19 protein-coding genes are annotated in these 24060 nt (G+C 66.3%); 14 read left to right on the top strand and 5 right to left on the bottom strand.

Annotated elements, in window-relative coordinates; all coding sequences use genetic code 11:
• Position 1 precedes the first annotated feature (1 nt).
• Genes JL37_RS20495 through JL37_RS20470 form a run of 6 tightly spaced genes read left to right on the top strand, consistent with a single transcriptional unit; the run spans position 2 to position 5766 of the window.
• Positions 2–967, top strand: coding sequence for a DUF4123 domain-containing protein (locus tag JL37_RS20495; protein WP_043546389.1), 966 nt, complete (start codon positions 2–4; stop codon positions 965–967).
• Positions 960–1739, top strand: a complete 780-nt coding sequence (locus JL37_RS20490) for a DUF3304 domain-containing protein (RefSeq protein WP_043546388.1) — start codon at positions 960–962, stop codon at positions 1737–1739. The genes JL37_RS20495 and JL37_RS20490 overlap by 8 nt, the downstream gene beginning before the upstream one ends.
• Entirely contained in the window at positions 1732–4053 is a 2322-nt protein-coding gene (locus JL37_RS20485; protein WP_043546387.1) for a DUF2235 domain-containing protein, read from the top strand. The genes JL37_RS20490 and JL37_RS20485 overlap by 8 nt, the downstream gene beginning before the upstream one ends.
• Before the next feature lie 57 nt (positions 4054–4110).
• On the top strand, positions 4111–4608 hold the full coding sequence (locus JL37_RS20480; RefSeq protein WP_043546386.1) for a hypothetical protein: 498 nt from the start codon (positions 4111–4113) through the stop codon (positions 4606–4608).
• Between the two features lie 21 nt (positions 4609–4629).
• A complete protein-coding gene (locus JL37_RS20475; RefSeq protein WP_052097443.1) occupies positions 4630–5385 on the top strand; it encodes a DUF3304 domain-containing protein in 756 nt (251 codons plus the stop codon).
• Positions 5386–5394: 9 nt separating this feature from the next.
• On the top strand, positions 5395–5766 hold the full coding sequence (locus tag JL37_RS20470) for a hypothetical protein (RefSeq protein WP_043546384.1): 372 nt from the start codon (positions 5395–5397) through the stop codon (positions 5764–5766).
• A 10-nt stretch (positions 5767–5776) separates the two neighbouring features.
• Here JL37_RS20470 and JL37_RS20465 read toward each other — a convergent pair whose 3' ends face one another.
• The 5 genes from JL37_RS20465 to tssJ all read right to left on the bottom strand — a co-directional run bounded on the left by JL37_RS20465 (position 5777) and on the right by tssJ (position 14340).
• A complete protein-coding gene (locus JL37_RS20465; protein WP_043546382.1) occupies positions 5777–6388 on the bottom strand; it encodes a hypothetical protein in 612 nt (203 codons plus the stop codon).
• Complete coding sequence (locus JL37_RS29795; RefSeq protein WP_052097442.1) at positions 6369–11477, bottom strand: type VI secretion system Vgr family protein; 5109 nt, start codon at positions 11475–11477, stop codon at positions 6369–6371. The genes JL37_RS20465 and JL37_RS29795 overlap by 20 nt, the downstream gene beginning before the upstream one ends.
• A 25-nt stretch (positions 11478–11502) precedes the next feature.
• A complete protein-coding gene (gene icmH, locus JL37_RS20450; protein WP_231570413.1) occupies positions 11503–12258 on the bottom strand; it encodes a type IVB secretion system protein IcmH/DotU in 756 nt (251 codons plus the stop codon).
• Positions 12259–12307: 49 nt separating this feature from the next.
• On the bottom strand, positions 12308–13654 hold the full coding sequence (gene tssK, locus JL37_RS20445) for a type VI secretion system baseplate subunit TssK (protein ID WP_043546379.1): 1347 nt from the start codon (positions 13652–13654) through the stop codon (positions 12308–12310).
• 68 nt (positions 13655–13722) lie between these two features.
• Positions 13723–14340: a type VI secretion system lipoprotein TssJ gene (gene tssJ, locus JL37_RS20440; protein WP_231570398.1), complete on the bottom strand. Its 618-nt coding sequence runs from the start codon at positions 14338–14340 to the stop codon at positions 13723–13725.
• A 257-nt stretch (positions 14341–14597) separates the two neighbouring features.
• On the opposite strand from tssJ, the gene JL37_RS20435 reads away from it, so the two are divergent.
• The 8 genes from JL37_RS20435 to tssH all read left to right on the top strand — a co-directional run bounded on the left by JL37_RS20435 (position 14598) and on the right by tssH (position 24048).
• Entirely contained in the window at positions 14598–15227 is a 630-nt protein-coding gene (locus JL37_RS20435) for a hypothetical protein (protein WP_231570397.1), read from the top strand.
• Between the two features lie 44 nt (positions 15228–15271).
• A complete protein-coding gene (gene tssB, locus JL37_RS20430) occupies positions 15272–15796 on the top strand; it encodes a type VI secretion system contractile sheath small subunit (RefSeq protein WP_013396290.1) in 525 nt (174 codons plus the stop codon).
• Complete coding sequence (gene tssC / locus JL37_RS20425) at positions 15789–17282, top strand: type VI secretion system contractile sheath large subunit (protein WP_043546374.1); 1494 nt, start codon at positions 15789–15791, stop codon at positions 17280–17282. Before tssB ends, tssC begins: the two co-directional genes overlap by 8 nt.
• 42 nt (positions 17283–17324) lie before the next feature.
• Positions 17325–17828 (top strand): type VI secretion system tube protein Hcp, encoded by a 504-nt coding sequence (locus tag JL37_RS20420; protein WP_006395404.1) that lies wholly within the window; start codon positions 17325–17327, stop codon positions 17826–17828.
• 69 nt (positions 17829–17897) lie between these two features.
• Complete coding sequence (tssE, locus tag JL37_RS20415) at positions 17898–18383, top strand: type VI secretion system baseplate subunit TssE (RefSeq protein ID WP_043546372.1); 486 nt, start codon at positions 17898–17900, stop codon at positions 18381–18383.
• A gap of 52 nt (positions 18384–18435) precedes the next feature.
• Complete coding sequence (gene tssF, locus JL37_RS20410) at positions 18436–20274, top strand: type VI secretion system baseplate subunit TssF (protein WP_043546370.1); 1839 nt, start codon at positions 18436–18438, stop codon at positions 20272–20274.
• Entirely contained in the window at positions 20238–21332 is a 1095-nt protein-coding gene (gene tssG / locus JL37_RS20405; RefSeq protein ID WP_197064638.1) for a type VI secretion system baseplate subunit TssG, read from the top strand. The genes tssF and tssG overlap by 37 nt, the downstream gene beginning before the upstream one ends.
• Positions 21333–21351: 19 nt before the next feature.
• Positions 21352–24048 (top strand): type VI secretion system ATPase TssH, encoded by a 2697-nt coding sequence (tssH, locus tag JL37_RS20400; protein ID WP_043546367.1) that lies wholly within the window; start codon positions 21352–21354, stop codon positions 24046–24048.
• Positions 24049–24060: the final 12 nt, after the last annotated feature.

The following is a 24060-nucleotide window of genomic DNA, read 5'->3' as shown; positions in this document are numbered from 1 at the left end:
GATGAAGCATTGGGAAGCCCTACTTGGCGATCTGCTGCGGCAGGCGGAAACCCTTTCCACCGAAGCAGGCGTGCCGGCGAATGCCTACCTGCTGGTTGATTTCCGCGGCCGCGCGGAACTGGCCGAACCTGTCCGGGCCAGCGCCGAACTCAGCTACGGCTCGGTCTGGCTGGGCACCGAACTGGCCGTCTACGGTGAAATCGAACCCTTGCTGATCGAGATCGACGACTTGGCGCGCGCCGAGTTGCGGCGCGGCACGGATGAGCCGTATACCTCCGAGTTGCTGCGCATGCTGCGCAGGCTGCACGAGACGGATGGCGGACAGTTCGCGGTGACCTACCTGCTGTCGCCCTTGGCCCTGGCCGAACTGATGGCGCATTGCGCCTATTTCAACGATTACGGCCTGCCGGACGGCCGCGAATACTACCTGCACTTCTACGACAGCCGCATCCTCGACCGGGCGTTCCAGGTCTGGAGCGATGCCGAACGCGAACGCTTCCTGGCGCCCATGAACCTGGTGCGCTACCTGCGCCGCGATGGGGAGCTTGCCCAATGGAAGGGGCGCGGCGCCGGGCGGCAGGTCGTTGCCGGCCTGCCGCGGCCGCATCCGTTCACGCTGGAACAGCATCTCGCCCTATTGGAGCTTGATTATCCGGACAAGCTGGCCCAGCAGATCCGCCGGCTCTATCTGGGAGTGCTGGGCAGCGGCCTGCGGCAGGACGAACTGTACGAGCGCGTTCTGGAGCAGATGGCGCGCGCGCGCGGCTACGGCGTGGAGACCGAGCGCGACATGCTGGATTATGTGGCGTGGGGAATCACCATTTCCCCGCGTTTCGATGAACACGAGGCTATTCAGCCGGCGTTGCGCGCGTTCAAGGGCCGGGGCCCGGGCCTGTCGCAAGCCTTGGCGGATGTGCCTGACGCGGTATGGGACAGCCTGCCGCGGGCGGAGGAGAACGATGCGTAAAAGTCTGATTGTCTTGTTGCTGTGGTTGGGAATGCTGGCGGGCTGCAATGGCGAGCCCAGCTATCGAGGCTTGTCCTTCATCACGTACAACTACACGCCTTGGGACCTGGATAGGATCCGGATCACGGACTCCGAGGGGAATTTTGCTGCAACGGGCTCGATTGGTGCGGGTGGCGGGGAGGGTTCGGTCACCTGCTGCTACAAGCTGAAAGGCACCGATTTCAAGGTGCGATGGAGAGGCGTGGACGGGGAAGAAGCCATAAAGCACTTGGACGATGGCACGTTGGACGAGGTGGTTTTCAACAAGGAAACGCCGGTGCACTTCCCTGCTTCGGCCATCCCGCCCGGAGACGGGCCGCTGTATCTCGAACTGCACATCTATCCGGATGAGCACATGGAAATGGCGCTCAGCCGCAAGCTGCTCGGGCAGGTTCGCATTCCCATCGTCGATACCACCCGCTGGCTGTATTTACAGCATCGCGATGTCCTACAGGATTATCGAGACAGTTCCGAAGTCAGGCGTGTCTTGGCCAAGGTGGCCAAGACGGCCTGGATCAAGTACCGCATTGAAGATAAAGAGGACATGCGGCAGTACATGTACCTGTACTTCACGGTTGCATCGAATTTCGATGCCGACCCGGAGATCGCGGCGGTGCTGGCCAGGCCCGGCCGCCAACCGGGAGATTTCGCGCAGGCGGTGGAGTCCATGCCCGAAGAGAAAATCGCCAGGCTGAAGGCGACGGGCACGGCTCCGGGAGACAAGAATGGCTGACAAGGCACCCGACGGAATGCCGCAGGTAAATCGCACGCCGGCCTCCGTGCTCAAGAAGATGGCGGAGAACGAGGCGGCTTATCCCAAGCAGGACTGCAACGAATGCGGCGCGGTGATACGCATCGGTTTCTTCTTCGATGGCTTTGGCCGTCACCGGGACTTGGACAGCGAGCATCCCACGTTCTATTCGAATATCTGCCGGCTCTGGGAGGCGCACTATGCGCACGAGGATGAAGACCGGCCAGTGAATCAATATTGGTTCCGTTTCTACTATTCGGGGCTGGGCACGGATCTGAACGAGGACGCGAAGATAGACGATTTCATCTACGGCGCGACGGTAGCCGGCAAGAAGGTACTCAGCGAGACGGTCAAGAACGCCAAAAACGCGGCCAAGAATATTACGCGGATCGATGAGATCCCTGAGCATGATGCCTTGAAACGAGCGCAAGGCGCGGTGCAGAAAGCGATCAAGGAAGGCTCATTCCAGCCTATGGTAAAGGCCTACAAGGACGTCGTGAAAGACGTCAAGACGCTGCCCGACAAGGTTGTGCGGGTCTGGAATGCGTGGGACCCGGAGCGCATGGCCAACCGCGCAAAAGGAACCGTCCGGGGATTCTGGCGCGGCTTCAAGAACAATCCGCTGAAGGTCGCGTGGACGGCGGGCAAGGAAATCGTCAAATCCACCGCGCTGGAAGGCGTTCCCATCATACGCGACAACGAGACCGTGGCCTATCTGATGGGCACGGGCGTGGACAAGCGTGTGGACGCGGCGCTGCGCCAGCTCAAAGCGGCCCACGAAGCGGTAAGCGCCGATATGAACAATGTGCGGCGGATCGAAATCTCGGTGTTCGGCGGCGACCGGGGCGGCGTCATGGCCCGTCAGTTCGTCAACGACGTCGTCAAGAAGTACCGCCGCCGCCACGACAAGGACCTGGTGTTTCCGGGGCAGAACGGCGCGCGCGGCGCCGAGATCCAGATACGCTTCCTGGGCCTGCTGGATTCGGTGTCGTCCATCATGGACGAAAGCACCTTCCTCGGGTTCTTGCCATTTACGGACCTTATCAAGCAAACGCACAAGGACCGTACGCTGACCGTGCCTGGCGCGGTGGCGAAATGCATGCATTTCGCCGCCGCGCACGAACTGCGTGCGAATCAGCGCCTGGACAGCCTGGAGAAGACCCGGGGGGAACAATACCTTTACCCGGGATCCAGCGGCGACGTGATGGGGGTCAGCCCCGAGGGTTCGCTGGGCTCGCGCACGGAACTGTCGCGAGTGCCGCTACGGGACATGCTGAATGCCGCACTGTCGAATGGTGTGGCTATCTACAGCATGGAGCAGTTGCGTTCCAAGCGCCCGCAGACTTACGACAAGTTTTCGTTAGGCTCCCAGATCAAGGACGGCGGGCAAAGCTATTACATCACCGATCTGGTCGAGGCCTATCGCGGCGTCGTGAAGTACCAGCCTGGCGTCGACTTCATGCCGCACATGGAGGTCTTCCTGCGCTGGCTCGCGGTGCGCTACCAGGATCCGGTCTTCAAGGCGGAATTGTCGGACCCGGCCGAAAAATGGATACAGGATCGGGACTTCTTCACGCCCGAGCAGGCCTACAACGAAGAGTACCGCCGAGTCCTGGCCATGTCTGAGGAGGATAGGAAGAAACCGGAGAACACGGCTCGGCTGGATGAACTGAGGGCGCTAAGGGAAGAGCGCTGGAACCGCGCGGTCGCCAGCCGCGGCGAACTGCCGCCGCAGCGCTTCAAGCCGCTATGGCAGCGCCTCGAAGAAGAATACCGTGAACTCGAAAAGGCGGAACGGCAGGATGCCGAGACCGAGCGGCGCAAGGAAGAATACCGGCGCGCCTTTCCCAGCCATGCGAGCGTCATGGATAGCTGGGAGCTGGACATCGATAACCCCCGGCACCCCCAGAACCTGCGCAACGAAATGATAAAGCGACACGGCGGCGAATTGACGGAAGCGGACAAGCCGAAAGATCCTTTCGCCGACATGAAGGCCAAGCGCGCGACGCAGCGGCGCTTGCTCGAGGTCTGGCGCGAGGCGAGCACGGGAACGAATCCTCTGCCTCCCAAGGTCATGGCGCTGTTCGATTTTCTCGTGCACGACGCCATGCTGAGCAGCTGGCCCGACCACCTGCTCGCCAGCACATCTATGTATTTCCGGGTGCGCGATAAGGACATCTTCGGCAAGACCGATTTCAAGAGCGAAGAGGCGAAACTGAAGACCGATACCGATTCGGCGGCCCGGATCGACCAGTTGAACGCCAAGCTGGACACCTTCGTGCCGGTTCGTCCCTAGCGCAAAGGGGAACGACATCCAACCCCTGGGCTCCCGATCGGATCGGAGGAATGCGGCATGAAGCCGAAACGCAGCTCGCGCTGGGCGGTACTGGCCCTGGCGGTGGCAGGCGCTGCGCTTGTCGTTGGCCCTCCCGTCTACCGTTGGGCGCATGCCGCGCTCATGCCGCCGGTTTTGCTCTGCGAAGCCCGCAACGACACGGACGCCGATATCGGCTATCGCCTGGAAGATTCGTCCGGCGCGTTCCCGGGCGATCGGGTCGCGAGAGCCTCCGGGGCGCCCGCCGGGCCCCTTTCGGGCGCTTGCTTCTATGGGCCGGACAGCCGGAACAAGCCCGTCCAGTTGGTATGGGGGGCGATGAATGGCAACGAAGCGCGTTATCCGCACAGCGTCGAATTGAAGGTGCCGCGCCCAGGCAACGCTGCCGCGCTGCTGTTGCGCTTTACCGCTGCGGATCGAGTGGAGGCCCGCTATGCGACGGAAACAGAAATGCCGGAGCCCGCGGACGCGCCGGAATCGGTCTGGAACAGCGGCGACTGGGTGTCGAATCAATGACTGCGATGAAGCGACGGGGAAATGCGTAAGCGCCTGATCCTCGCACTGGTGTGCCTGGGAATGCTGGCGGGCTGCGACGGCGAGCCCAGCTATCGAGGCTTGTCCTTCATCGCGTACAACTACACGCCCTGGGACCTGGACAGGATCCGGATTACGGACAGCGAGGGGAATCTTGCTGCAACGGGTGCGATTGTCGCGGGAGGCGGGGAGGGTTCGGCGGCTTGCTGCTACCGCCTGAACGGCACCGATTTCAACGTCAAATGGACAGGTGCGGACACGGAGGAAATTAGAAAGCACATGTCCGATGGACAGATATCCGATGAAAAGTTGGGCGCGTTGATGTTCAACAAGGAAACGCCGGTGCACTTCCCTGCTTCGGCCATCCCGCCCGGAGACGGGCCGCTGTATCTCGAACTGCACATCTATCCGGATGAGCACATGGAGATGGCGCTCAGCCGCAAGCTGCTGGGGCAGGTTCGCATTCCCATCGTCGATACCACCCGCTGGCTGTATGCACAGCATCGCGATGCGCTGCAGAATTATCGGGATAGTTCCGAAGTCAGGCGTGTCGTGGCCAAAGTGGCCAAGACGGCCTGGATCAAGTACCGCATCGAGGGCAAGCAGGACATGCGGCAGTACATGTACCTGTATTTCACGGTGGCATCGAATTTCGACGCCGACCCGGAGATCGCGGCGGTGCTGGCCAGGCCAGGACGCAAGCCGGGCGATTTCGCCAGGGCCGTGGAGGCGATGGGGACCGCAGGCGGCAGCCGCTAAAATGCCGCCATGCTTCCTCCTCAAGTCGCCGTCGCCCTTATCGTCCTGCTGCTCGCCGTCGTTGTCCCGCTATGCGCGGTGGCGATTCAGCTGATCCGCTTCATCCATTGGTTCGCATGGGCGGACAAGGACACGCGGGGCGAGCGCCCGCATTTCACGGGGCCGGTCCTGGCCCTGTTCTTCAGCACGCTCGCCGCCAGCGATTTCATGGGCTTCGAGCCCTTCTTGACCTTGTCGGCCCTCAATCCCGTGCCCATGGAGCACCGCGCCTATCTGCTGGTCGCCATGCTGGCCCTGGCGGTGTGGTGCTGGGCCTATGGGCGATCGATCCGGGATCGCGTGCTGCGCATGTTCAGGCCCGGCAGCGCCGGGCCGGGCTGAAGGGCGGCAGCTATTGCGCGGCCCGCACCTCGATCGTGACGGCGTTCGAGCGCAGGCCGTTGGCTTCCACGTAAACCTCGTAGACGGCTTCCTGCTTCGGCAGCCCGGCGGCCGCGGCCACGTCGGTGCTGAATTGCGTCCCGACGCTGACGCCGGGCTCGATCGGTGTATCCCGCGGTGGAACCGAGCCTGGCGCGATATCGATGTCCATGCCGCGCGGTTGCGGCCGCTTGCGCTGATAGGCGATGCCGCGATAGACCTTGCCGGTTGCCTTGTCCGTCGCGACGATGGCAGGCGGCGGCATGTTGGTGGTGACGGGGATGATGCCACGGGCGCAAACCGGCACGACCAGCTTGCCGGCGGCCTGGAGGGTGACGCGCCGAGGGCCGGCCAGGTGCAGTTGAGGGTCGCTGTCGGCCCGGTTGGCGGGCATGCAGGCGTGCTCGCGGGTCGTGCCCACGGGGGCGGTCGCGAAGGCGGGGGGATCGATCCAGTCGGTAGTCATGGGCGAGGGCGGCGAAGCGCCGGAGGGCGCGGACGCGAGCATGAGGCCGGCGGCCGCGCATAGCGCGGCCAGCAGCGGGCGCCAGCGCGGCGCGCGGTTAGAAGGAAGGCCAGCCATTGGAGAAGTCCACTTTGCGCACGGCCTTGGCGCAGGTCGGGCAGAAGCGTATGGGGGCCCCGCTGATGCCGAACATGACGCAGGAGCCCGATTCGTAGGCATAGTCTTCGACGTTGGCCAGCTTGGCCAGGCCGAAGTGGCAATGGCGGCCGTGGGACGAGTAAAAGTAGGGCGAGGCGTCCAGGTGCGAGTCGTCGTCCTCGTAGCCGTTCGCCTGCGCCCACGCCGGCCCGCTGGCCACCATATAGATCAGATGGCCGATCTCATGCACCAGCGTCTGCTGGCGGCCTGCGGGGTCCGCAGGATCCCAGGGGGTGCGGGCCGCGACGCATAGCAGATTGGTGCCCGGAAACGCCACGCCGGTGGCTGCCGAGTCCATCAATTGCACGTTGAGGTGGATCTTGCCCAGCGTCCGCGTCGGCGTCAGGCCATCGACGATCACGCCCACGCCCGGGCATTCCAGGGGCTTGCCCTGGTCTTGAGGCACCGGGAAGACGCGATCGGGCGGAATGGGGATGCGCCGGACCTGGCCCGAGGCGTCCGTGTATTCGTAGGTGGCGTTCAGGAACCACGGATCGTTGTCGATGCCGTACCAGAGGAAATGGGAGGCGCCGTCGCCGCCCACCAGCGGCACATAGACCTTGCGCTCGCCCGGGCCCGCGTAGGCGTCCCGATAGATGGTGTGCTGGGGCGCCTTGAAGGCCAGGCGTTCCACGTGGCAGACGACGATCGTGTAGGGCTCGTGGTCAGGCCCTTCGGATTGATCGTAGATCGCCCTCGCCTGGCGCTGGAGCAGGTCGGCATCGGCCTGGTCTACGTCGTAGTTCGGGTTTCCGGCACCCTGCCGCACCGGAAGGTGCGCGACATCGATGCCATGACGGCGGTACTCCGTGACTGCCGCGCTGTTGTCCTGCGCGCGCGCCATGGGGTCGGGGCCGGGCAGCACCAGTTCCTGGATGTAGAGCCGGCGGGCCGTCTCCACCGTTTCGGTGGCGATGCGCTGGTTCCGCGCATCCCGGACCTCGAAGGTGTAGGTATTCAGCCCGGCGGCGGGCAGCGCGATGTCGTTCACGACCTTGGTGCCGTCCGGATCCGTCTGGTATTGGAACGTCTTGCCGTTCGGGTCGCGGTAGGGGGCGTGGCGGCCCTTCTCGGCTTGCGAGTAGGCGATGTTGTTCTTGCCCGCGATCACCTTGATGCTGAACTTGTGGACGGCGGCCTTGCTGAATTTGACGCGGATCCTGGGCTTTGCCGTCTGCCGGTCTTCGCTGATGAGGACCGTGCCGTCGTTCCAGAACTCGTCTTCCTCGGCGAAGTTCACGAACTGCAGGTGCGCGCCCGTCTGGCCGCGGTAGGTGGTCAGCGCATTGGAGACGGCGGGTTCGCCGGCATCCTGCGCGCCTCCTGCGCCCTGGGCGGCGGCTCCGGGCGTGCCCGGTGGCGCGAAGGGCGGCGTTCCCGAGCTTGGCAGCACGCCCGCCATCTGCAGCATCTTGGTCACGGATGAAGGCAGCATGTCCGGGCTGAAGCCCGGCGTGCGCATCACGGTGGCGGCGACCGCGGGCAAGCCCGAGCCGCTCACGGCCGGAGACTGCAGGACCGCGCTTGCCACGGCGGGCAAGGCGGAAGCGTCCAGGCTGGGCGCGCGCATGATGGCGCTGGCGACCGCTGGCAGCCCGTATTGCCCGGCCCGGGTCGATCCCAGCAGCCCATTGACCGCTGCGCCGATCGCCGACCCCCGGTCGCCGTCGCCGGTCAGGGCCTGCGCCATGGCGGGGTTCACGAATTCGCCGATCTTGCCGGCAGCGTCGCCGGCGGCCGCAAGCATGTCCTTCGCGCCCGACAAGGCGGAAGCGCCGCCCGCGGCCGTGGCGCTCAGCAGCCCCGAGGCCGCACCCTGGGAGGCGGACCCCGCGGCAGTGCCCGCCGCGGAGGAAGCGGCGGTGGCGGCGCTGGCCGCCATGCCCGAGGCCGTGGCCCCGGAGACGTTCGCGGCGGCCGCGCCGACGGCGGTATCCGCCGCCGCGGAAACGGCCGTGCCTGCGCTGGCGCCAGCGGCGTTTCCGGCCGCGCCGGCCAGGCCCGCTCCGGGCCCGCCCATCAGCGACGGCGTGACGGCGTTGGCGGCCGAGCGCGCCAGTTCGCCGGCCTTCTGCGCCGCGCCATTCATCAGGTCGGCGCCGGTTTGCCGGGCGTTGTCGATGGCGCCGGTGACGGCGGAGGACGCGCTCTTGATTGTTTGCGCGGCGCTGCTGGCCAGATTGCCAGCCTGGCCCGCCAGCGCGGATGCGCGGCCGGCCAGGCCCGGCTCGGCCGCAAGGGGCGCCGCCGTGGCGCCGCCTGCAGCGGCGCCCGTTGCGGCGCCCGTTGCGGCGATATCCGGGCCGGTTGCCGCCCCGCTTGCGCCGGCGGCGGCATGGCTGGCCTGGGCCGCCCCGGTCTGCAGGCTGGCCAGCGCCTTCGCCTTGGCCCGGTGCACCAGTTCGGCGCTCACGATCATGGGGTCGCCCACCTGGGTCGACGGCAGCGCGGGCAGCGCGGCTGCATCGCTGCCGGGGCCGATCAGGCTGTGCGAGGCCCCCTTGACCGAGAACATGCCCGGCCCCTTGAACAGGATGTCGCCGCCGTCCAGCACGATGCTGCCGTTCGCGGCCTGCAACGTGATGCGTTCGTTCGCCAGGATTTCGATGCTATCCGTGGTCGACGTGATGGTGACGTCCTGGCCCGCAAGCATCTCCAGCATGTCGGTGTGCGCGTGCAGGGAGACCGGCGCGTTGGCCGCGATGGCGCGCAGGCCGCCATCCTGCACGAACAGGCTGGTCGACTTGCCCGATGCGCTGGCGAAGGTATGGCGGGCGGCGACGTGGCCGTCTTCCTGCGCGGTGACGTGCAGATTCTCGCTCGCGTGCAGGATGGCCGACGCGGGCGTGGACAGGTTGAGGGAGGAGGGCGCGTCGACCAGCATGCGCGCGCCGTCGATGCGTTCAACCGGTTCGGTGCCGGTGCGCTCGCCGCCGCTGGCCTTGACGGCCTGCTGGCCGCCCACGCTGCCGGGATAGCGGCCGTCGGCCGTGGGGTCGAAGGCCTTGATCTGCGCATCGAACTGGCCGGTGGCCGCCAGTTCGCGCGCCTGGCGCTGCGCGGCGGCGGTGTTGATGCGCTGCGCGGCGTGCTGCGCGCCGCGCATCTGGGCCACCGCCTCTTTAGCGTCGGCCTGGGTGGAGGCAGAGTTTGGCCGCGCATTGGCCGACAGCAGCATGCCCTGCCCCGAGCGCACCACGGTCCAGGCGTCCGAACGCAGCTCGAAACCCGTGCCGCGCCAATCGCCGCGGCTGGACTCGTCCGCCGCCTGCTGGACCAGGTGGCCCAGGCCCAGCTGCGAGGCGGCCGCCGAGCTCGACAGGCGCGTGCGGACCTGCCCCGCGGTGTCGTCGAACAGCCACTGGCTGTGGCCTTCGCCGTCCAGGCCCAGGCTGTGCCAGCCGCTCAGCGTGCCCGGGTGGTTGGCCTCGGCGTCCACGCCGGCCGACCAGGGCGGCAGGTCGGAATCGTTGTAGAGCTGCGCCACGACCACGGGCTGGTCGATGTCGCCATCCAGGAATTCCACCACGACTTCGGTGCCCTGGCGCGGCAGATGGTGCGCGCCCCAGTTGGGGCCGGCCTGCGCGCCGGCCACGCGCAGCCAGGTACCGGAGCTGTCGTCGCCCGGCGCATTGCCTTCATCGTCGCCATGGCTGCGGTGGGGCAGGCCGCCCGGCAGGGGGCGGCGTCCGCGCTGCCACGGAAACTGCACCTTGATGCGCAGGTCGCGCCCCGACGAAATGGCTTCGTCCTGGGCCGTTACCACCATGGCGGCCAGGCCTTCGGGGGCGGTCGGCTTGGCGATCCACGGAGGCAGCAGCGCGGCCGCGGCGGGCTGGGCGCTGAAAGTGTTCCGGTAAGCGCCGTGTTCCAGGTCGGCCGCGCCCGGCACCTGGGCGGCCTGGCTGCCCAGGTTGTTGGCGGCTTCGTGCAGCACGTGCAGCAGCGTGTACCGGTTGCCGCCCAGTTCGTCGACCGCCTGGCCCGAGCCTTCGGCGTAGCGGTCGTGCTGGGTCAGCGTGAAGTCGTGGCCGGGCGACATCTGGCGCGCCGTGCCGCCGCCGTCGAAGCGCACCATGCGCGCCTCGTGGGCCAGCAGGCTGCGCGCGGCCCGTTGCTCGGCGCCGGCGTCGTCCGTGTAGCGGCCGTGGCCGTCGTAGTCATAGTCTTCCAGCGGCGGCACCGAGCCCGCATCCAGGCCGGACTGGGCATGCGCGCCATGCGCGAGCAGCGCGCGGTCGTTCCAGGCCACGCGCGTGACGGCATTGGGCTGGATGGCGCGAGCGGCGCCGAAGCGCGTGACGCTGTCTTCGGTTTCCGTGGCGTCGCTGCGGTGGAAGCGCAGCGTGGCGGCGGGATTGGCGGGATGCGCGGCGCCCGCGTCGAACACCACCAGGCGATGCTGCGCGCCTCCTGAGGCGCCGTCCTGCTGTTCGCCCTGCTGATGGTCGAAGCGAAAGCTCAGGCCCGCCTCGGCCATCAGGCGCAGCACGAAAGCCAGGTCGGTTTCGCGGTATTGGGTGCGCACCGGGCGCGGCGCCGGCGGCTCGGTGATGTCGAACGCGAAGGAAGCCAGCGGATAATCGGCGAACACTTCGCTCAGGATGTCGGTGACCGGCTTGTCCTGGTAGAGGAAGCTGTCGCGGCGCAGGCGCAGCGTGGCCAGCCAGGGCGCGGCGTGCAGGCGGTAGCGCGCCAGCCCGCCATCGGCGCCCAGGGAGTCCACGCCTTCCACCACCGCGTGCCAGAGGCGCCTGCTGCCGTCCGCCAGCAGCAGGCCGACGCTGATTTCCTTGCCCAGCAGCGGCTCCACGTCCAGCTCCGCCGACGACGCCAGGCAGTCCAGGGTCAGGGCGAACAGTTCGGACACGCCTTCGCGCAGTTGCATGCGTTCGACGGTAAGCGCGTCGCCCAGCGGCGTGCGCACTTGCAGCAGGCGGGCGTTCTGGGACAGCGAGGCGGCATCCAGGCTGCTGAAGCCCGCAGGCGTGGAGGAGCGATCGATCATGGGACGTGGCGGTGTGAGTGGGCCTTCAGGGAAGCGAGATGGTCAGGTGGGCGGCGCGCGGGCCCAGCTTGACGATGTCGTGATAGGGCGCCATGGCGGTTTGCATGTCGGCGTTCAGGAAATGGCTCATTCCCAGGTACGCCAGCAGGCCGAGCAGCGCGAACATGGCGCCGATGCTCCACAGCGGCACGTCGCGCTTCAGGGTATGGGCGATCTTGTCGGGCAGCGGCCAATGCGGCGCGAAGCCCGCGCGCTTGCCGCGCAGCAGCGCGATCTCGTCGCCCAGGCGCGCCGTCAGGTAGCCGAGCTTCTCCTGGCCCTCGATCATGTATTTGCCCTGGAAGCCCAGCAGCAGGCACATGTAGAACACTTCCAACGACTGGAGCCGCGGCGCGCCCTGGGCGCGCAGGTCTTCGAGGCGGGCGAAAAAGTTCTCGCCGGCCAGCTGTTCGCCGAACAGGGTCAGTTGCAGCGGCTGCAGCATCCATGCGTCGCGGATGGAGAAGCCCGAGTTCAGCACGGTTTCGTCCACTGCCGCGCAGAAGGCGTATTTGGTCGCGTAGACGTCTTCGGCCGGGATGTCCATTTTCTTGGCGCTGCGTTCGAAGTCCGCCAGGAACTGCTGTACGCGCGCCGAAAACGACGCGGCGCTGGCGGGCTCCTGGCCGCTCTTGAGCAGGAACAGCATCAGGAAGCCGTCGTACAGCAGGTCCAGCAGCGACTTCGCGGGGCGCGAGCCGTAGAACTCGGCGGCTCGGGGAGGGAGCGAGGCTCCGGGCATCAAAGAGGGCGCGTCGGCAGTCATGGCGGGCTCTTTCGGTTGGCGTCGGTTAGCGGGTGACGGCGATCAGGTCCAGCTTCAGTTCCGGAATGCCGGAAGGAGCGTAGATGGCGATGCTGCGGGCCTGCAGCATGCGGTCGTAGAGCGAGCCGCGCGTCTGCAAGGTGAAATAGCAGGCGCCCGGCTTGACGGGCACGGCCGGCGGCACCTGCGGCGTGTACACCAGCTGCACGCCCGGCATGGCCGACAGGACCAGCTTCTCCACGTCGTCGGGCGCGCCGACCTTGAAGCGCAGCGGCACGGTCTCGGCCAGTTCGCTGGCCGGCGTGGCGGCCGATACCGACAGGTAGAGCGCAGTGGTCTCGTCCAGCTTGTCGGAGTCCAGGCGGCCGACGTGGAACGACGGACGCAGCTCTTCCAGCACGATGGAGAAGTAGCGGGTGGAGATGACGGTGTCGAGCAGGTCTCGCAGGATGCCGTCCAGTTGCGCAAAGGCCGCGCCGGGCTGCTCGTGGCGGTACGCAGGCAAGTCCGCCAGCGTGTGCACCTTGGAGAAGGTCATCAGCGCGCCGGCCAGGCGCAGCATTTCCTGGAACAGGCGCTCCGGGTGGAGCTGCGGGTTGTGGAACAGGTGCGAGAGCGCCGAATAGGCTTCGTTGGCGGTATGTAGCAGCCAGAAGGAGGCCACGTCGCCCGAGCGGAACTCGATGATGTTCTTGTTGGGCTCGCGGTGAAAGCCGTACAGCGCATTGACCTTGGCCTGCAGCGCGTCCAGCAGGCGGCGCAGCTGCTCGAAGAGCGCGCCGCAGGCCTGCACCGTGAGGCTGGGCGCGATGAAGCTGGTATCCAGCTCGTAGCCGGCGCTGGACGTGCGGCGCACGCGCGCGACGGGTATCGTCAGGAGCGCGTCGCGCGGCTCGTGCTCGGACAGCAGGCGCACGTTCTTGCGCAGGAAGGCGAGGTCGGCCGTGCTGGCGTTGGTGTAGAGGTCGGGGGCGGGGCTGTCCTGGTGCGCGTAGCGGGCATCGAAGCCCTGGCCTTGCTGGGCATCGCGGTAGTTGCCGCCGATGTCCTTCATGGGATGCAGCGCCAGGTAAAAGACCGCTTCGCTCGCGCCGTCCAGCCCGTCCAGCGCCACGGCGGGCGGCAGGTCGTCGTTGTGGGGCGCGTTGTAGATTTCCCCGTCGGGGAAGATCGCCGACAGCTCGGTGGCGCGCAGCATGCCGTTGGCCAGCGCGGCGGCATCAAAGCGCGCGGCGCGCAACCCCCAGGAATAGGGGTGCAACGCGCGGCTCATTTCGGCGAGGCGGGCTTCGTGGTAGGCGTCTTGGCGTTGAAAGTGCTGGGGCCGCAGGAATAGCCCCTCTCCCCATAGGATCTTCGCTGAATGGCTCACGTTTTCTGGCTCTTGTTCATATTAGAGAGACGGCGGTTCATGACGGCGGGGCGGCGCGGATCGCGCGTTCAGCCTGGACACTGCACCGATCCCAGCCGCGCCGGGTCGAAGCTGGGCACGCCCGGCGGCAAGGTGATCTTGCCGGTAACGACCGTCATCGCGCAGGCATGGGCGCCCATGACGATGCCGGTATCTTCCGCGGTTTCCACTTCGAACACGTACTTCCAGCGCTGTGGCGCGGGTGCGTAAAACAGGCCCGCAACGGCGATATAGGCGGCGTTCTTCGGCACCTTTTCCAGGTTTTCGTAACGCTGCCCCGGTGTCAGGGTGACCTCGCGCGAGGCGATGATGCTGTCGCCCAGCGCCGACTTTTCGCCGTCAGTATCAACTAATTGCGTGAGCGGTGCGCGCTGAAATGCCTCGGCATTCTTCAAATAGTATATTTTCGTAACGACGGCCATGGGCTGGCCGCTGCTCGCGTTCAAATTTTCTCCGGCGTGTATCGCCAATTTCACATCGACAGGCGCATTCGGGTCTTTCTTCAGGCCCGCCATATCCATTACGCCACCGGTCATTCCTGCCACCGCTCCGATCGCCGAAACCGCTGCGCAACCACTGATGACGGGGGTTGCCGCGATCAGCGCCATCGCTGCCACGCGCCGAGAAAAATAGAGATGTTTTGACATGGCTCTTTATACCGGAAGCCCGCGACAACATATAGATCGCTGCACGATGCGCGAAATTTCGTTGTGAGTTACATGAAGTAATGCACTGTAGTGCTGTGCTAACAAAAGGTTGTTGAAATACGCGGCCTTGGTTACACCCACCTACAAGCCAAAAAATGCACATTTCCCGGGTTCTCCTCATAAGCGGAATGCTGGCTGTCCTAGCGGGCTGCGCAACATCGTCCAAGCCGCCCACGGATGCCGAATACAAGCAATCCATGACTCACGCCACGGAGACGCTGGCAACGAAAGGCAATGACCAGGCCGTCGCCGAATTCGAAGAGATCGCGCAGCTCAACCCGTCACGCGGCGCGCCGTGGTCGTATATCGCCAAGATCCGCTTCGACGAACAGAAGTACGGCGAGGCCATCGTCGCGGCCGACGAGGCCCTGAACCGCGATCCCGAGGATTTCACGGCCAAGACCGTGCGCGCGGTAGGCGGCCTGCGCGTGGCGATGCAGTCGCTGGCCGACCTGCGCGCCGACGCGCTGCTCGCCGGCAATGCCCGCACCGATGCGGTGGCGCTGGCCGCCGCCATGCGTGAAACCCTGGGCCAGGACGTGCTGTTCCCTGAAGGCCGCAAGCCGCGTCCGCGCCAGCCTCGGCGCAACGATCCGCCGGCCGCCGCAACGCCGGCTGCCGGGGCACCGGCCGCCGCGGCGCCGGCAAGCGCGCAGGCGGCCAAGCCCGCCGCCGGTACGCCCGCCGCCGGTATGCCCGCCGCCGGTATGCCCGCAACTCCCGCCGTTCCCCCCGCCGCTGGTTCGCAGGCCGCGACCCCGCCGGCGCCCGCCGCCGCTCCCGCCGGCCGCGCGCCGGATCCCTTCGGCAATCTCCTCAAACCCTGATCGGGCCGCCAGCCCCGTCACTATGCACTTCGCTTGGAGCCCCCATGGCTAAGAAAGAAAGCGTTCAGAAACGACTCCAGAAAGTACGTCCGCCGCGCGTCCAGCTGACCTATGACGTCGAGAAGGGCGATGCGATCGAACAGAAAGAGCTTCCCTTCGTCGTGGGCGTGGTGGGCGACTTCAGCGCGCAATCGGAAGCCGAGCTTCCGCGCCTGAAGGACCGCAAGTTCGTCAATATTGACGTGGATAACTTCGATGACGTGATGCGTGGCCTGGAGCCCCGCGCCGCCTATCGCGTGAAGAACCGCCTGACCGACGAGGGCGGCACCTTTGGCGTGGACCTGAAATTCCGCTCGGTGGAAGACTTCCGCCCCGAAGCGGTGGTGCAGCAGATCGAGCCGCTGAAAGAGCTGCTGGACATCCGCACCAAGCTGGCCGACCTGCGCAACAAGCTGGCCGGCAACGACAAGCTCGAAGACCTGCTGGGCGAAGTGCTCAGCAGCACGGAAAAACTGCAGCAACTGACCAGCGAAGCCGGCAAGAATGGCAAGGGAGGCAGCAATGAGTAATTCCGCCGCCGCGCAGAACGTATCCGCCCCGGCCTCCGAGGCCGATTCGGGCCTGCTCGACCAGATCGTCGAGCAGAGCCGGGTGGCCAAGTCCACCGCCGAGCACGACCGCGCCAAGGACCTGATCGGGGAACTGGCCCGTGAAGTCATGAAGGGCACCGTGGTGGTGTCGGACAACCTGTCCGCCATGCTGGACGCCCGCGTGGCCGAACTGGACCGCCTGATCTCCGCCCAGTTGAGCGAGGTCATGCATGGCGCCGAATTCCAGAAGCTGGAAAGCACCTGGCGCGGCCTGCACTACCTGTGCCAGGAGAGCAACACCGGCCCGATGCTGAAGATCAAGGTGCTCAACGTCACCAAACGCGACCTGGTGCGCGATTTCCAGACCGCCATCGATTTCGACCAGAGCCTGATGTTCAAGAAGGTCTACGAGGAAGAGTTCGGCACCTTCGGCGGTTCGCCCTTCGGCGCGCTGCTGGGCAATTTCGAGATCACGCGCCAGCCCGAGGACATGTACTTCATCGAGCAGATGTCGCACGTGGCCGCGGCCTCGCACGCGCCGTTCATCGCCTCGGCCTCGCCCGAGCTGCTCGGACTGGACAGCTTCGCAGACCTGGGCCGGCCGCGCGACCTGGCGAAGGTCTTCGATACCGTGGAATACACCAAGTGGCGCAGCTTCCGCGATTCCGAGGATTCGCGCTACGTGGGCCTGACCATGCCGCGCTTCCTGGGGCGCCTGCCCTATGACCCGAAGGAGGGCACCTCGGTGGAGGGCTTCAACTTCGTCGAAGAAGTTGATGGCACCGATCACGCGAAGTATCTGTGGTGCAACGCCGCCTGGGCATTCGGCGCGCGCCTGACGGCCGCGTTCGCCGACTTCGGCTGGTGCGCGGCGATCCGCGGCGTGGAGGGCGGCGGCCTGGTGGAGAACCTGCCCACGCACACTTTCAAGACGGACGACGGTGAAATCGCCCTGAAGTGCCCGACGGAAATCGCCATCACCGACCGCCGCGAGAAGGAACTGAGCGACCTCGGCCTGATTCCGCTGGTGCACTGCAAGAATTCCGACTACGCCGCCTTCTTCGGCGCGCAGTCCGTGCAGAAGGCCAAGAAATACAACACCGACAGCGCCAACGCGAACGCAGTGCTGTCGGCGCAGCTGCAATACATATTTTCGGTGTCGCGCGTGGCCCATTACCTGAAGGCCATGATGCGGGACAAGATCGGCAGCTTTGCCTCCGCGCAATCCGTCGAAAGCTTCCTGAACCGCTGGGTCTCGCAGTACGTGCTGCTGGACGACAACGCGAGCCAGGAGCAGAAGGCGCAATTCCCCTTGCGGGAGGCATCGGTGCAAGTCGCCGAAGTACCGGGTCGCCCCGGGGTGTTCAGGGCCGTGGCGTTTTTGCGGCCTCACTTTCAGCTCGACGAGCTTTCGATTTCGCTGCGTCTGGTCGCGGAGCTTCCCGCGCAGGCCCAGAAGTCGTAAAGCCCGTCAGATTCGACGCTTTTTTTACTGGAGAGGCTATTAATGAAGGACATCTACGTCAAATTCGGCAATCCTGCGCTCAAGGGCGAGTCCCAGGACAAGGACCACCCTGACTGGATCGAAGTCGGTTCGTGGCGCCATGAAATCATCCAGCCGCGCTCGGCTACCGCTTCGACTTCCGGCGGCCATACCGCCGAACGCACCGAGCATGGCGAGATGGTCTTCACCAAGGATCTGGACGTCGTCAGCCCGCTGCTGTATCAGCACGCCTCCGGCGGCACGACCTTCGACGAAGTCACCATCGATTTCCTGCGCGCCGACGGCGAGGGCAACCGCGTCAAGTACCTGGAGATCAAGCTCAAGTACGTGATCATTTCGCGCGTGGCCCCCGAGGTCGTCAGCGAAGGCCTGCCGCACGAGTCTTTCTCGCTGAAGTACGCCGCGGTCCAGTGGAAGTACACGCAGCAGAAGGTGGGCGGCAATCAGGGCGGCAATGCCCAGGGCGCATGGAGCCTCACCAAGAACGACAAGACGTATTCGGTCTGAACGTGACCGCGTAGACGGTAAAGGCCGCGGCTCGATCCAGGCCGCAGCCTTTCCTGAATGAGGTCCGTGATGAAAGGATTCGAACCCAGCCTGTTCGACAAATTGTTCGACGGCGACGGGAAAACGCCGCACGCGCTGCGGCGCCTGTCGGTAGAGGAAATCAAGGAAACCGTCGCTCGCGACATCGAGGCCCTGCTCAATACGCGCATGGTCTTCACCGAGGAATCGCTCAAGCGATATCCGAATTGCCAGCGGTCCATCCTCACCTACGGGCTGTCGGATTTTTCCGGCCTGAGCCTGGCCAGCCACTACGACCGCGAATTCATCTGCCGGTCGCTGGAACAGGCGATCGCGCGCCATGAGCCGCGGCTGACGCACGTGCGGGTAATGCTGCAAGTGGACAGCCGCGCCACGTCGGTGCTGTATTTCGCGATCACCGCGATGCTGGACGTGGGTCCGGCGCATGAACCGGTGACATTCGATGCAACGCTGCAGCCATCTACTTTGCAGTACTCGGTGAGCAAGGGCTGGGCCAAGACCGCAGCCGCCGCCTGAACGAACAACATACGCGGGCGCCGGCGCCATGCCGCCGGCGGAGAAGGGAAAGATGGAAGAACTGCTGCCTTATTACGAACGCGAGCTGGGGTTTCTGCGCAGTTCGTCGCGCGATTTCGCGCAGCGCTATCCCAAGATCGCCGCGCGGCTCGGGCTGTCGGGCGAAACCTGCGAAGATCCGCACGTGGAGCGGATGATCGAGTCGTTCGCCCTGCTGGGCGCGCGCATCAACAAGAAGCTCGACGACGACTATCCGGAATTCACGGAAGCGCTGTTCGAGGTGATGTACCCGCACTACCTGCGCCCGTTCCCCTCGTGTTCGGTGGCGCAGTTCGACATGGGCGGCGTGGCCGCCCAACTGACCGCGCCGGTGCGCCTGCCGCGCGGCACGGAGCTGAAATCCCATGCCGTGCGCGGAGTGGCCTGCCGCTTCCGCACGGCCTACGACGTCACGCTGGCGCCCGTGGCGATCCGCCAGGCGGGCTTTGCGTCGACCGCCAACGCGCCGTCCTCCACGTCCTTGCCGCCGGGCGTGACGGGCCGCCTTTCGCTGACCCTGGCCTGCCTGGCCGAAACGCAGAATTTCTCCACGCTGGCCGTGGACAAGCTGCGCGTCTATCTGCATGGCGAGCCGTCGTTCGTGGCGGCGCTGCGCGACTGCGTGTTCCTGCGCACCGCCGCGGCCTATGTCGAGACGCAACCAGGCCGCTGGAATCGGCTGCCGGATGTGCCGCTGGCGCAAGCGGGCCTGGCCGACGAGGACGCCCTGATCGATTTTCCCGCCAGCTCGCATCCGGCCTACCGCCTGCTGGCCGAGTACTTCGTCTTTTCCGAGAAATTCAATTTCGTGGACATCGACCTGGCGGCGCTGCGGCGCGCGGTGGGGCCGGTCCGCGAATTCACCCTGCACCTGCCGGTGAAAGGGCTGCGCGCCGACTCCAATACGGCGCGGCTGCTGGAGTCCGCGTCCGCCGACAATTTCCGGCTGGGCTGCACGCCGGTGGTGAACCTGTTTCCCCAGCGCGCCGACCCTATCCGCGTCACGCATGCCGCGGCCTCCTACCCGGTGGTGGCCGACGCGCGGCGCGCCTATGGCTATGAGGTCTATTCCATCGACCGCGTGCGCCAGGTGCGCCAGAACGCCCAGGGCGACTCCATAGTCGAATTCCGCCCCTTCTATTCCCTGCATCACGGCGAGACGCCGGAGGGAGCCAGTCACTACTGGACGGCGCGGCGGGATTCGATGGTCGCCGAGCGCAGCCCCGGCTACGAGATGGAAATGTCCATCGTCGACATCGACTTCGATCCTTCGGTGCCGCAGACGGAAACGCTGAGCCTGGAGCTGACCTGCACCAACCGGGACCTTCCCTCGCACCTGGCCGTGGGCCAGCCCGGTGGGGACCTGTTCCTGGAAGGCGGGTCCGTCGCGCGCGAGATCCGCATGCTGCGGCGGCCGACGCATACGCACCGTTTCCAGCAGGGCCGGGCCGCGCATTGGCGCCTGATATCGCATCTGGCGTTGAACCACCTGTCGCTGGTGCAGAGCGGCCTGCCCGCCTTGAAGGAAACGCTGCGGCTGTATGACCTGTCGCATGCGGCGGTGGCGGCGCGCCAGATCGAAGGGCTGGTGGGGCTGGACTACAAGCCCGCCACCCACTGGATGCCGGGCGAGCCGTTCGCCACCTTCGTGCGCGGCATCGAAATCCGGCTGACGATCAACGAAGACAACTTCGTCGGAACCAGCCTGCATGCCTTCGTGGCGGTGATCAACCGCTTTTTCAGCCTTTACGTGCATGCCAACAGCTTCGTGCAGTTGGTGGTGCTGTCGCGCCGCGGCGCGGAAGAAATCCTACGGTGCCCCCCATGCAACGGCGACGCGATCCTAGCGTAATCGAATCGCTGCTGGCCGAGCCGCAGCGCTTCAAGTTCTTCCAGGCCGTGCGGGTGCTGGAGCTGTGGTTTGCGCGGCAGGAAGGCACGCGCGCCAAGAATGCCGTGCCGGCGCACCTGCGCTTCCTGAATTCATCCTCGCTGGGCTTTCCCGCCAGCGAGATCGCCGGGCTGACGGCGTACGACAAGGACGGGCAGGCGCTGGACGATGCGCAATCGCGGCTGGCCGCGCTGGCCTCCGGCAAGCTGGGACGGGTCGAGATCGAGCCGGCCTTCTTTGGCCTGCTGGGCGCGCAGGGCGCCTTGCCGCTGCATTATTCCGAGATACTGAGCCACCGCGAAAGCGCCAAGCGCGACCGCGGCGCGCGCGCATTTTTCGACATTTTCTCGAACCGCGCGGCGGCGCTGTTCTATGCGGCATGGAAAAAGTACCGCATGCCGCTGCGCCACGAAACCGAGCAGGACCATCACTATCTGCCGCTTCTGCTGGCGCTGGGCGGGATAGGCCATGCGGCCCTGCGCGACCGGCTGCACTCGGGCCAGGGGCAGGTTTTCGACGAGTCGCTGGCCCATTACGCCGCCGCGGCGCGCCAGCGGCCGGTGTCGGCCGCTTATCTGCAGCGGGTGCTGTGCGACTACTTCCAGGTGGACATGCGGGTCGAGCAGTTCGTCGGCCGCTGGTACAACGTGCCGCCCGAACACCGCACCCAGCTCGGCATGCCGGGCGCGGTGCTGGGCGTCTCCGCCATGGCCGGCGACCGCATCTGGCAGCGCGACATGCGCATCCGGTTGTGGATCGGCCCGCTGTCCAAGGCCGCGTTTGCCGACTTTCTGCCCGGCGGAGCCCGCGCCCAGGCCCTGGCAAAGCTGCTGACGATGTTCGGCGGCATGAGCTTCGAATACGAGGTGCGGCTGATCATGGACAAAGCCGACGTTGCCGGCAGCGCCCTGGGCGGGGAAGGCGAGGGCGCGCGCCTGGGCTGGAATTCCTTTCTCTGCACCGAACCAGTGGCGTCGGATCGCGACGACGCCAGCTATGAACTGCACACCATTCACTAGAAACAACACCACCTAGAACATGGCCACACCCCTGAAAACCCTGATCGGGAAACTGAACCAGACCTGCCGCCAGGCCGCCGAGCGCGCCGCCAGCCTGTGCATGGCGCAAGGACACTACGAGGTGGACCTGGAGCATCTGTTCCTTGCCCTGCTGGAAAAGCCCGCCAGCGATTTCAGCATCGTGGCCCGTCGCAGCGGAATCGACGCGTCCACGCTGGAAGCGGACCTGAACGCGGAAATCCGGGGGTTCAAGAATGGCAATACGCGCACGCCCGTGTTTTCGCCGCATTTGCCGCGCCTGTTCGAGCATGCCTGGCTGATCGCCTCGCTCGATACGCAGACCACGCGCATCCGTTCGGGCCATTTGCTGCTTGCTCTGTTGACGGAGCCCGACCTGGCGCAGCTGGCGCGGCGCGGCTCGCATCTGTTCGAATCGTTCCGGCTGGAGGAGCTGAAGCACGATTTCGCCGCGCTGACGGCGGGATCGGAGGAGGCCGGCCAATCCGTTTCCCTGGGCGACGGCGCCGAGGGCGCCGCCGAGGAAAGCGGCGCGCCGGCCTCCGGCCTGTCCAAGACGCCGGCGCTGGACCAGTACACGGCCAATCTCACGGAACGCGCCCGCGAAGGCAAGATCGACCCGGTCATCGGCCGCGACGCCGAGATCCGCCAGATGATCGACATCCTTACGCGCCGGCGGCAGAACAATCCCATCCTGACCGGCGAGGCGGGCGTGGGCAAGACGGCGGTGGTCGAGGGGCTGGCGTTGCGCATCGTGGCGGGCGATGTGCCGCCGGCGCTTGCCGGCGTGGCCCTGCGCACGCTGGACATGGGCCTGTTGCAGGCCGGCGCGAGCGTCAAGGGGGAATTCGAGAACCGCCTGAAGAACGTCATCGACGAGGTCAAGCAAAGCTCCACGCCCATCATCCTGTTCATCGACGAGGCCCACACCATGATCGGGGCGGGCGGGCAGGCGGGCCAGAACGACGCCGCCAATCTGCTCAAGCCGGCGTTGGCGCGAGGCGAACTGCGCACCATCGCCGCCACCACCTGGAGCGAATACAAAAAGTACTTCGAGAAGGATGCCGCGCTGGCGCGGCGCTTCCAGGTGGTGAAGGTGGAAGAGCCCAGCGAGACGCTTGCCGCGAGCATGCTGCGGGGCATGGCTCCGCTGATGGAACAGCATTTCGGCGTGCGCGTCCTGGACGAGGCCATCGTGGCGGCGGCGCGCCTGTCGCACCGCTACATCAGCGGCCGCCAGCTGCCGGACAAGGCCGTCAGCGTGCTCGATACCGCGTGCGCGCGCGTGGCCCTGGGCCGCAGCGCCACGCCGGCCCTGATCGACGACGCTCGCCATCGCCTGGCGCGCCTGGAGACCGAGCGCGCCGCCCTGCGCCGCGAAGCGGCGGCGGGCGCGGCGCAGTCCGCGCGCCTGCGCGAACTGGACCAGGAAATGGACGCCACGCGCGCCGCGCTGACGGATGCGGAAGCGCGGCTGGCGCAGGAAAGCGAACTGGTCAGGCAGATTCACGCGCTGCGCGAAGAACTGGAGGCCGCGGGTGCAGATGCTGCGCCCGAGTCCACCGGCAAGCGCCGCTCGGGCAAGGCGGCCGAGCCCGCCGCCACGCCCGGGCAGGCTCAACTGGCTGAACTGCAGCAGCAGCTGCGCGCCTTGCAGGGCGAGGCGCCGCTGGTGCCGGCCTTCGTGGACGCGCAGGTTATCGCCGAGATCGTGTCCGCCTGGACCGGCATTCCGCTGGGCCGCATGGTCAACGACGAAATCCGCACCGTCCTCGAACTGCAGCCCCTGCTGGCGGAGCGCGTCATCGGGCAGGATCACGCCCTGCACGCCATCGCCCAGCGCGTGCGCACCGCGCGCGCCGGCCTGGAGGATCCCAACAAGCCCAAGGGCGTATTCCTGTTCATCGGCCCCTCGGGCGTGGGCAAGACCGAAACCGCGCTGGCCGTGGCGGACGTCCTGTACGGCGGCGAGCGCAAGCTGGTCACCATCAACATGAGCGAGTACCAGGAGGCTCACAGCGTATCGGGCCTGAAGGGCTCGCCGCCGGGCTACGTGGGCTACGGCGAAGGCGGCGTGCTGACCGAAGCCGTGCGCCGCCAGCCCTACAGCGTGGTGCTGCTCGACGAGATCGAAAAAGCCCATCCGGACGTGCTTGAACTGTTTTTCCAGGTGTTCGACAAGGGCGTGATGGACGATGCCGAAGGGCGCGAGATCGACTTCCGGAACACGCTGATCATCCTGACCTCCAACGTCGGGTCGCCGGCCATCATGCAGGCCTGCCTGAACAAGAGCGCCGAGGAACGGCCCGACCCCGAGGCCTTGCAGGAACTGCTGGCGCCACAGCTGTACAAAGCCTTCAAGCCCGCCTTTCTGGGCCGCATGAAGACCATCCCCTACTACCCGGTGGACGACGACGCCCTGGCGCGCATCATCGGCCTGAAGCTGGGCCGCATCGCCGAACGGGTGCAGGCCAACCACCGCGCGGTGTTCGACTGGGACGAAGCGCTGGTCGAGGCCGTGCTGGCGCGCTGCACCGAGGTGGATACTGGGGCGCGCAACGTCGATCACATCCTGAACGGAACGCTGCTGCCGCAGATCGCCGAGCAGGTGCTCAGCCGGATGGCGCAGGGCGAGGCGATCGCCCGGATCCGCGTCACGGCCGCCAAGAACGGCGATTTCCGTTACCGCCTGACCTGAGCCGGGAGCCGC

The organism is Achromobacter sp. RTa (genome assembly GCF_000757485.1).
GTDB lineage: Bacteria > Pseudomonadota > Gammaproteobacteria > Burkholderiales > Burkholderiaceae_B > Achromobacter.
Note: the sequence above shows the minus strand (reverse complement) of the source record. Positions and strands in the feature narration are given on the sequence as shown.

What these genes read in the sequence shown, in the direction of transcription:
- JL37_RS20495 (WP_043546389.1), top strand. Translation starts at nt 2, where the DNA reads ATGAAGCATTGGGAAGCCCTACTTGGCGATCTGCTGCGGCAGGCGGAA.
- JL37_RS20490 (WP_043546388.1), top strand. Translation starts at nt 960, where the DNA reads ATGCGTAAAAGTCTGATTGTCTTGTTGCTGTGGTTGGGAATGCTGGCG.
- JL37_RS20485 (WP_043546387.1), top strand. Translation starts at nt 1,732, where the DNA reads ATGGCTGACAAGGCACCCGACGGAATGCCGCAGGTAAATCGCACGCCG.
- JL37_RS20480 (WP_043546386.1), top strand. Translation starts at nt 4,111, where the DNA reads ATGAAGCCGAAACGCAGCTCGCGCTGGGCGGTACTGGCCCTGGCGGTG.
- JL37_RS20475 (WP_052097443.1), top strand. Translation starts at nt 4,630, where the DNA reads ATGCGTAAGCGCCTGATCCTCGCACTGGTGTGCCTGGGAATGCTGGCG.
- JL37_RS20470 (WP_043546384.1), top strand. Translation starts at nt 5,395, where the DNA reads ATGCTTCCTCCTCAAGTCGCCGTCGCCCTTATCGTCCTGCTGCTCGCC.
- JL37_RS20465 (WP_043546382.1), bottom strand. Translation starts at nt 6,388, where the DNA reads ATGGCTGGCCTTCCTTCTAACCGCGCGCCGCGCTGGCGCCCGCTGCTG.
- JL37_RS29795 (WP_052097442.1), bottom strand. Translation starts at nt 11,477, where the DNA reads ATGATCGATCGCTCCTCCACGCCTGCGGGCTTCAGCAGCCTGGATGCC.
- icmH (WP_231570413.1), bottom strand. Translation starts at nt 12,258, where the DNA reads ATGCCCGGAGCCTCGCTCCCTCCCCGAGCCGCCGAGTTCTACGGCTCG.
- tssJ (WP_231570398.1), bottom strand. Translation starts at nt 14,340, where the DNA reads ATGTCAAAACATCTCTATTTTTCTCGGCGCGTGGCAGCGATGGCGCTG.
- JL37_RS20435 (WP_231570397.1), top strand. Translation starts at nt 14,598, where the DNA reads ATGACTCACGCCACGGAGACGCTGGCAACGAAAGGCAATGACCAGGCC.
- tssB (WP_013396290.1), top strand. Translation starts at nt 15,272, where the DNA reads ATGGCTAAGAAAGAAAGCGTTCAGAAACGACTCCAGAAAGTACGTCCG.
- tssC (WP_043546374.1), top strand. Translation starts at nt 15,789, where the DNA reads ATGAGTAATTCCGCCGCCGCGCAGAACGTATCCGCCCCGGCCTCCGAG.
- JL37_RS20420 (WP_006395404.1), top strand. Translation starts at nt 17,325, where the DNA reads ATGAAGGACATCTACGTCAAATTCGGCAATCCTGCGCTCAAGGGCGAG.
- tssE (WP_043546372.1), top strand. Translation starts at nt 17,898, where the DNA reads ATGAAAGGATTCGAACCCAGCCTGTTCGACAAATTGTTCGACGGCGAC.
- tssF (WP_043546370.1), top strand. Translation starts at nt 18,436, where the DNA reads ATGGAAGAACTGCTGCCTTATTACGAACGCGAGCTGGGGTTTCTGCGC.
- tssH (WP_043546367.1), top strand. Translation starts at nt 21,352, where the DNA reads ATGGCCACACCCCTGAAAACCCTGATCGGGAAACTGAACCAGACCTGC.